Source organism: Microcoleus sp. B4-C2 (assembly GCF_036705265.1).
In the GTDB taxonomy this organism is placed as follows: Bacteria; Cyanobacteriota; Cyanobacteriia; order Cyanobacteriales; family Microcoleaceae; genus Microcoleus.
The window spans coordinates 1-7565 of sequence record NZ_JAUBUB010000161.1 but is presented as its reverse complement, the minus strand read 5'-3'; the positions used below and the strand labels follow the sequence as shown (position 1 = coordinate 7565).

General features: G+C 45.5%; 8 protein-coding genes. 4 read left to right on the top strand and 4 right to left on the bottom strand.

Going from position 1 to position 7565, the window contains the following annotated elements; all coding sequences use genetic code 11:
* Positions 1-48 precede the first annotated feature (48 nt).
* A complete protein-coding gene (locus QUB20_RS27600) occupies positions 49-360 on the bottom strand; it encodes a hypothetical protein (RefSeq protein WP_333251207.1) in 312 nt (103 codons plus the stop codon).
* A 3-nt stretch (positions 361-363) separates the two neighbouring features.
* Entirely contained in the window at positions 364-1521 is a 1158-nt protein-coding gene (gene cofH, locus QUB20_RS27595) for a 7,8-didemethyl-8-hydroxy-5-deazariboflavin synthase subunit CofH (RefSeq protein WP_333251204.1), read from the bottom strand.
* A 140-nt stretch (positions 1522-1661) separates the two neighbouring features.
* Between cofH and QUB20_RS27590 the strand changes: the two genes are divergently transcribed.
* Both QUB20_RS27590 and QUB20_RS27585 read left to right on the top strand, forming a co-directional pair.
* Positions 1662-2876, top strand: a complete 1215-nt coding sequence (locus QUB20_RS27590) for a glycosyltransferase (RefSeq protein ID WP_333251202.1) — start codon at positions 1662-1664, stop codon at positions 2874-2876.
* Positions 2877-3071: 195 nt separating this feature from the next.
* Positions 3072-4868 (top strand): glycosyltransferase family 39 protein, encoded by a 1797-nt coding sequence (locus QUB20_RS27585; protein WP_333291802.1) that lies wholly within the window; start codon positions 3072-3074, stop codon positions 4866-4868.
* Between the two features lie 260 nt (positions 4869-5128).
* Here the strand turns inward: QUB20_RS27585 and QUB20_RS27580 are convergent, their stop codons facing one another.
* Positions 5129-5539 carry a hypothetical protein gene (locus QUB20_RS27580; RefSeq protein WP_333251198.1) on the bottom strand — a complete coding sequence of 137 codons (411 nt, stop codon included), beginning with the start codon at positions 5537-5539 and terminating at the stop codon, positions 5129-5131.
* A 151-nt stretch (positions 5540-5690) separates the two neighbouring features.
* Between QUB20_RS27580 and QUB20_RS27575 the strand changes: the two genes are divergently transcribed.
* Complete coding sequence (locus tag QUB20_RS27575) at positions 5691-5972, top strand: helix-turn-helix transcriptional regulator (RefSeq protein ID WP_333251197.1); 282 nt, start codon at positions 5691-5693, stop codon at positions 5970-5972.
* A 115-nt stretch (positions 5973-6087) separates the two neighbouring features.
* A complete protein-coding gene (locus QUB20_RS27570; protein WP_333251195.1) occupies positions 6088-6744 on the top strand; it encodes a Uma2 family endonuclease in 657 nt (218 codons plus the stop codon).
* Positions 6745-6814: 70 nt separating this feature from the next.
* Here QUB20_RS27570 and QUB20_RS27565 read toward each other — a convergent pair whose 3' ends face one another.
* Positions 6815-7420 (bottom strand): DUF3318 domain-containing protein, encoded by a 606-nt coding sequence (locus tag QUB20_RS27565; protein WP_333251209.1) that lies wholly within the window; start codon positions 7418-7420, stop codon positions 6815-6817.
* Between the last annotated feature and the right edge of the window lie 145 nt (positions 7421-7565).

Below are 7565 nucleotides of genomic sequence, written 5' to 3'. Positions count from 1 at the left end.
AATCAGTTGGCGTGTCATCACTGATGCCCTCTAAACACTATCTTTATTCTATGCAACTTCATATAAAATTGGTATTAGTCCAATTTCATAATCAACCGTAAAGTCTTCCCCCGAAAACAAGCTAATATTCTGCTGCAAAATCTTCCTGACTTCCAGCAGTACCGGAGTAATAATCATTTCCGAGCGAGCTTTTTCGCTACCTGTGGCCACAGCTACGGGTAAACTATTTGCCAAAAAATCTGTCAGGGTTGCACTCGGAGCGATCGGAGTTATTTGCGGTAGAAATCGCGGCCCTTCTACAGTTATTAATCCAAAGGCTTGTTTAACTTTGATAATTGAGGTGAACTCGCTGTAAGACATCGCTCAATTTATCCTACTACTTATTACTGCCAAATTGTCAACCCCTAAAGGTCGATAAATTGTATCTCTTTGCTGATAACTCCGCCCCAAAGAACTAATCGCATTTTGCAAATCTTCCACAGATTGACAACTGCCACCAACCGCACCGGCCATCGTTGTAATGTGCTCTTCCATCAATGTACCGCCGATGTCGTTGCAGCCCCATTTCAGCGCTTCTTTAGCTCCATCTAAACCTAATTTTACCCAACTCGGCTGGTGATTGGAAATCACATTGCCTAAGAAGATCCTCGATACAGCGGTGAGTAACAAAGTATCTGCTAAAATTGGTTGGTCGCGGCCGACTCGACTCCGCAAAGGTGCCGGTGCTTCCTGTCCGACAAATGGTAGTAAAATAAATTCTGTAATGCGTGCCCCATAGTTTTGGTCGATCGCAGTTTGTTGGAGCGATCGCACTTTTTCTAAATGCAAAACCTGCTGCCCAGCCGTCTCAATATGCCCGCAAAGCATCGTACTCGTTGTCGGCAAACCCAGACTGTGAGCAGTTCCCACAATTTCCAGCCAAGTTGCCGAATTTAGTTTTTCCGGGCAAATCACCCGTCGCACAGAATCGTCGAGAACTTCCGCCGCGGTTCCCGGCATCGAACCGACACCCGCATCCTGCAAAGCCGAAATTACATAGCTGAAACTAAGATTATCTCCTCTGGCAATAAATTCTATTTCTTGGGGCGAAAAAGCGTGCAAGTGCAACTGAGGAAACTTATCCTTAATAGTTTTCACCAATTGCAGATAATAAGGTAAAAATGCGCCGTTCAGCTTAGCTTGAAGATTTAAGCCGCCCTGCATACAAATTTCCGTTGCACCCCGCTGCACTGCATCAGTTGCCTTTTCCTGAATTTGAGCTGCATCTAACCAAAAAGCGCCCTCATCTCCCTCGTCGCGGCGGAATGCACAAAAACTGCAATGCTGCTCGCAAATGTTAGTAAAGTTAATATTCCGATTGATAACGTAGGTGACAGTATCCCCTGATTGTCGGCGCCGGAGCAAGTCAGCGGTTGTTTGAATAGAAGCTCGCGCGTCTGGCTCTGTTTGCTGCAAAAGTACCAATGCCTCTGCAGAAGAAATGTTATAACCTTGTAAAGCTCGATCGAGAATTGCATCCACAGTTTTCTTTTTAACTCAATTACAGAATTACTGACTAGAATTAAGGCGTTTTTATATTTTAACTAATCAATTATGGAGGAACGATATTTTACAATCTCAAGTTCTACCAAACTATCCTTGACTTTCTGAACACTGAAATTATGGGCAGCTACCAACCAAATCAGGTATTGCCAGTGCCGTCGGGGCCCTTGCAAATTCCTGCTATACAGACTTTCGGTTCAACTTTTACAGATGCACGCACAGCGGAAATTTATTTTTCCCTCGTCATTCCCACCTACAACGAGTCCAGGAATATCCAGAGTATTGTGGAAAAATTGAGCCAATTGCTCGATGGCATCATTCCCGGCAACTACGAATTAATTGTAGTCGATGACGACAGCCCCGATCGCACTTGGGAAGTCGCCCTTTCCCTGACACCGGAATATCCGCAATTGCGGGTGATGCGCCGGGAAGACGAGCGGGGACTTTCCACAGCGGTGATTCGCGGGTGGCAGGCGGCTAGGGGCGAGGTTTTGGGCGTCATCGATGCCGACTTGCAGCATCCCCCGGAGACGCTGTTGCAGCTTTTAGCAGAAATTCAGCGGGGAGCCGATTTGGCCGCTGCGAGTCGTCACGTGGGCGAGGGCGGGGTGAGCGACTGGAGCGTTGTCAGGCGATTTTTATCGCGGGGCGCTCAAACCGTGGGGTTGGTGATCCTGCCGGGAGTGGTGGGCCGAGTTTCCGATCCGATGAGCGGGTATTTTATGGTGCGGCGCTGTTGCATAGCCGGCAAAACCATGAATCCTGCTGGCTACAAAATATTGATTGAAGTGCTCGGCAGAGGCGATATCCGCTGGATTGGAGAAGTTGGTTACGTGTTTCACGAGCGGCAAGAAGGGGAGAGCAAAGTTAGCTGGAAACAGTATATTGAGTATTTGCAACATTTGCTTCGGTTGCGGTTTGCCCGCTGGCCGATGGGCAGATTCCTGCGGTTTGGCGTGGTTGGTTTCAGCGGCGTTTTTGTGGATATGGGAGTTTTTTACTTGCTGCGGACTGTCCTCGGTTTGGGGCTGACTCGCAGTGCCATTTTTTCTGCTGAAGTGGCAATTTTCAATAATTTTTTGTGGAACGATTTATGGACTTTTGGTGATATTTCTAAGCGGCAGCCGGGAAAGCGCCAGCGCTTGAAACGGCTGTTGAAATTTAATGTGATTTGTTTGATTGGCTTGATGATAAATGTGCTGCTGGTGAATGTGCTGTTTAATGTTTTTAAGGTAAACGAATATTGGGCTAAGTTGATTGCGATCGCAACTGTGACTCTGTGGAATTTCTGGATCAATATGAAGCTGAGTTGGCGGGTGACGGACGTGAAGTAGGTAATGGGAAATGGGTAATGCGAAATGGGTAATTGGTAATTGATAATGGATAAAATGACTGATGGCTAATGACAAATTGGTCTCCTGCCCTATGCCTTTGAATGACCGAAAGCATCTAGGATACAAGCCCCCGGATTTATCTCGCGCAAGTCAATGCTTCAATTCTAAAATCTAAAATCTAAAATCTAAAATCGATTGACTGAATTAATGATTAAGAACAAACAACTGTTGTTGCTATTTCTGTGGACGGCGATCGCCTTGATTTTGCGCTTTGCCAATTTGGACTCGAAACCGCTGTGGACAGACGAGTTTTCGACTCTAGTTTTTAGTTTGGGTAACAGTTTTCGCGGGGTGCCGCTCGATCGCGCGATCGAGCTTTCTACATTATTACAACCGCTGCAATTGCGCCCCGATGCTGACACCGCCGACGTGCTCCGCAATTTGCTACTAGAAAGCAACCATCCACCAGTATATTTTATGCTCGCTCATTGGTGGATGCAACTGTTTGGGCCGACCGAGGATAGTTTAGTTTGGATTGGGCGCGCTCTTCCTGCATTATTGGGTGTGATTTCAGTTCCCGCTATTTACTTTTTAGGCAAGTTTGCTTTTAGTTCCCGTTTAGTCGGTCAATGTGCGGCCGCGATGATGGCAGTTTCTCCCTACGGCATTTATCTCGCTCAAGAAGCTCGCCATTACACTTTAGGAATATTATTAGTTATTGCCTCTCTTTTTTGCCTCGTCTTAGCTGCAAAAAAGCTACAAAAGCGTGCTCACCTGCCTATTTGGGCGGTGCTGATTTGGGTGGTTGTTAACTGTTTGGGAATAGCGGTTCACTACTTTTTTGTACTGACTTTGTGTGCCGAAGCAATAGCATTAATTGCTGTAATCTGGCAGCAGTTTAATGGAAAGTTGCTAATTGACAACAGCCAGCAGCCTAATATTTGGCAATTTCAAATCATGTGGCGGCTTTTCGCAGTAGCCGTGGGCACTTTGGCTGGCGGTTTAATTTGGCTGCCGATATTTTTGTCAAATAAATACGGTAGCGAACTAACTAATTGGATTGTCAGTGGCGATCGCACATTTTTAAGTTGGGTTAATCCGATTTTTCAAGCTTTAGCTGGATGGATCACTGTCATCTCTCTGCTGCCGGTGGAATCGCCAAATTTGGCAGTAGTAGTTGTATCGGCGATCGCAATGACAATATTTTTTATATTGGTGCTTCCCATCCTGTTTAGCGCTCTTAAAAATTCCTTAACAACGCCCGATACTCGTTTAGGTACTGTTATTTTCGGCGGATTTGTGCTAGGAGCAATTTTCCTATTTTTCAGCTTTGCATATATTCTTGGCATTGACCTAACTCGCGGCGCACGATACAATTTCGTCTACTTTCCGGGGGTGATATTGCTTTTAGGAGCAACCTTGGCGGTTATTTTTAACACACCTACAGCAAAAAGTCAATCGTTTAATTTACCTGCTGTGGAAATTGCTGGCAAAAAAGCAGTGGTGCTAATTTTAGTAATGGGTTTTTTTAGCGGTGTCACAGTAAATTCCAATCTTGGCTATCGCAAATATTACAAACCAGACCTTTTAATTCCGATTGTCCGCGAAGTCTCGAAAGTTCCCGTGTTAATTGCTACTACTCAAAAGACTCATGTAGAAATAGGAGAGTTGATGGGGATAGGGTGGGAATGGGAAAGAAGTTCGGCAACGGATTTTGTAGCGGATGTAACGGATGTAACGGATGTTAGGAAGAAAGAAGAAGTTAAAGCCTTTGATTCTCCGCTGTTTCTTTTGGCTAATCAGAGAAGGGAGGGGCCGAAAATAGCGGCAGGGACACTTGATAAAACACTCAGTCAATTAGAACGTCCGCTTGATTTGTGGTTGGTTAATTTTCGCGCACCTGTCAATCTAGAATCACAAAAATGTCAGGTTGAATCGCGCGATTTGCCTGCGGTGGATGGGTATGAATATCAAGTTTATCATTGTTCCTGATTTGGCGATCGCCCGCAGCTAAGGTTCGATGACTGGGGAGAGAGAGTGATAAATTTATGACTCAAGAAGTAGAGGATATAGAGTTAGCCTTACAACCGCAGTCCGGCAGGGGTTGAAACCCCTGCCTCAAAGCTAAAGTCCTCTCAAAGAGGACTAATACCAAATCCGACTTAAATACCCCCTTTATTTCTTAGTCTGCGGAGGCAGACTTCGTTTGTGTAGTAGCGGTTTCAACCGCCGAATCATCAAGGGGTGGCAAACTAAGAGTCAGCCGCAAAATGTTTAATTAAGACGCTCATCACTTCACCGGGATTTTGAGTTGGGACAAGCGGACTCCAGTCAGAAACGCAGGCAAAATTATCGCGGTGAAAAGAATGAATGACGCGGGAAACAACAGGACGAGAACTGATAATGAAAAGTTTCAAGAGTTCTCGGTTAACTGAAGTTTGCAAGTTTGGTTCTTTAGCAGGGGGCTGATTGAGTTCGGTAGTTGGATTTTCTAGCCCAACCTCGAAAGCAAGTATTAATTCGGTATTGGGTAGCATTTGCCGGATGACTGTCAGGGAAGATTCTGCTTCGCTGCGGCTGCGAAATTGCGCGACGGGTAAGCGCTGAAAGTTGGGCAGCAGTCGGTAAATAATCCAGGCATTCGCAGTTTCTGGGTTGTTCATGGCTGTATTGTAAATTGGGTATGTTTGCCCATAGCAATGTGACAGAATTGCACCTTTTATTTTTAGTGCAGTCTGTTCTGGCTATGGCTGTGCCTATCACAAGCTAGTTAAGCGCTTAAATTAGGCGCTTAATTCAATCTGTTATAATAATATGGTAAAAAAAAGGCAACGTCAACGGCAACCAGAAAATGAGTTGCCTTTTCGGAGACTGCGAGAGGACGCTAACTTGAGCCAAGAAGAGTTGGCTGTGCGGATGGGGGTGTCGGCTTCGTCGGTGCGGCGATGGGAAAAGGGAGACGAACCTACGATGACTGTTCGGCAAATGAGGGATTTTTGCCGTTTGGTGGGGGTATCTTTTGATGACTTGCCGGATTATCTCAGTCGGCGAGTAGATGAGGAGGAGTCACTAGAAATTGACGGTCGGAGATTTTGAAAAATTATGAGGCTATTCGAGAACAAGCAATTTTTGGTGAGTTGCTGGTTTTAATTGCGATTGGTATCAAAAAACAACCACGCTATAATTGATGTAAGTTTTGGGAAAAACTGCAATGTTAAATTACAACTTGCCGAGGTACTTGCCCTCAGCCGATGAACTGCCTGACTCGGACGAAACGCCTGTGGATAACGAACTTCAAGAACTAATACCGGGGTTGGTAAAAGCAATATTGCTCATACTTTGGGCAGAACGCATGGACTGGTTTTTTGGCATAGATATGGGTATCTATTATCACCCTGAAAAAGCTCCAATTGTCCCCGACGGTTTCTTGAGTTTAGGAGTAGAACGGTTTTACGATGAAGAATTGCGTCCCAGTTACGTGCTGTGGGATGAAAAGGTTGTGCCAACTTTGGTGCTGGAAGTCGTTTCCAAAAAGTATCGCAAGGAATACAGCACAAAGTTGGAGGAATATCAAGCTTTAGGCGTGCTTTATTACATTATCTATTCATCTCGCCGCCGTCGCAAACCCCGATTGGAAGTACATAAGTTAGTTAATGGGAAGTATGAATTACAGTCGGGACATCCTGTTTGGATGCCCGAAATAGGTTTAGGAATTGGTTGTGAAAGGGGAAATTATTCTGGGGTGACGAGGGAGTGGCTGTATTGGTACGACGCAGAGGGAAAACGTTATCTGACTCCTGAAGAACAGGTGAACAGATTAGCACAAAAATTGCGGGAGTTAGGAGTCGATCCAAATAGTCTGAGGTGAAGTAATTATTAGAGCGATGATTTGGTAAAGCCGACATTTCTATATTCTTATGGTAGGAAGGAGCAAGTTTTTAATCTTTCCTCACACTATCGGGCACGCCCACCGCCGAAATACCCGATATCGCCTTTAAGTTTTGACACCGAATCAACTCATTAAAATCCAAACTGCGCCCTTCAATTTGCGCCACAGCCTCGATCGCCCCAAGCAAATGTCCGGCCGCTTCGGCTTCGTTGTAACCACGCCTTCCCGCGACTCTAATCGCCCCTTCGTCAGCATCTAACTCTACTTGGGAACTGCGGTTGTCGCGCCAAATTCGAGTCATGGCGAGTCCCGTCAAACCGCCCGCGATCGCAGTGCCGATCGCATCTGGCTGCAACAATTCTACAACAGTCCCGACAATTCCCGCCAGAGCTGCACCTTGATAAATATCCGGTTTAAACCACTTAAAATTGCACAGAAAACTTACATTCCGCAATAGCAATAAATCCCGCTGCGGCTTAGATAGCAGCCGCCACAAATCAAAATTAATATAAATCGGCCGAGATTGATTCCAAGGCAAAGGAAAATCGCAGTCAATTACCGTTGATTGTTGGGGCTTGTTAATAATTTTACACGTCATGCGGCCGGAAGCGGGCATCACATCTAACAGGCGGCGAATTTCTGGTTCGGGATTCATAAATTTTGGGAATTGGGAATTGGGAATTGCTTGCATCGGCATAAAAAACAACAACATCCATCAGGGGCTTGTAGATACTGTCTTGAACTGTCAAGGGGTAGCAAGTAAATAATTGGGGTCGAAAGGCTTTTGGGACTTTAAAATA

Coding starts and splice junctions, on each gene's coding strand:
- QUB20_RS27600 (WP_333251207.1), bottom strand. CDS start 360: ATGTCTTACAGCGAGTTCACCTCAATTATCAAAGTTAAACAAGCCTTT.
- QUB20_RS27590 (WP_333251202.1), top strand. CDS start 1,662: ATGGGCAGCTACCAACCAAATCAGGTATTGCCAGTGCCGTCGGGGCCC.
- QUB20_RS27580 (WP_333251198.1), bottom strand. CDS start 5,539: ATGAACAACCCAGAAACTGCGAATGCCTGGATTATTTACCGACTGCTG.
- QUB20_RS27575 (WP_333251197.1), top strand. CDS start 5,691: ATGGTAAAAAAAAGGCAACGTCAACGGCAACCAGAAAATGAGTTGCCT.
- QUB20_RS27570 (WP_333251195.1), top strand. CDS start 6,088: ATGTTAAATTACAACTTGCCGAGGTACTTGCCCTCAGCCGATGAACTG.
- QUB20_RS27565 (WP_333251209.1), bottom strand. CDS start 7,420: ATGAATCCCGAACCAGAAATTCGCCGCCTGTTAGATGTGATGCCCGCT.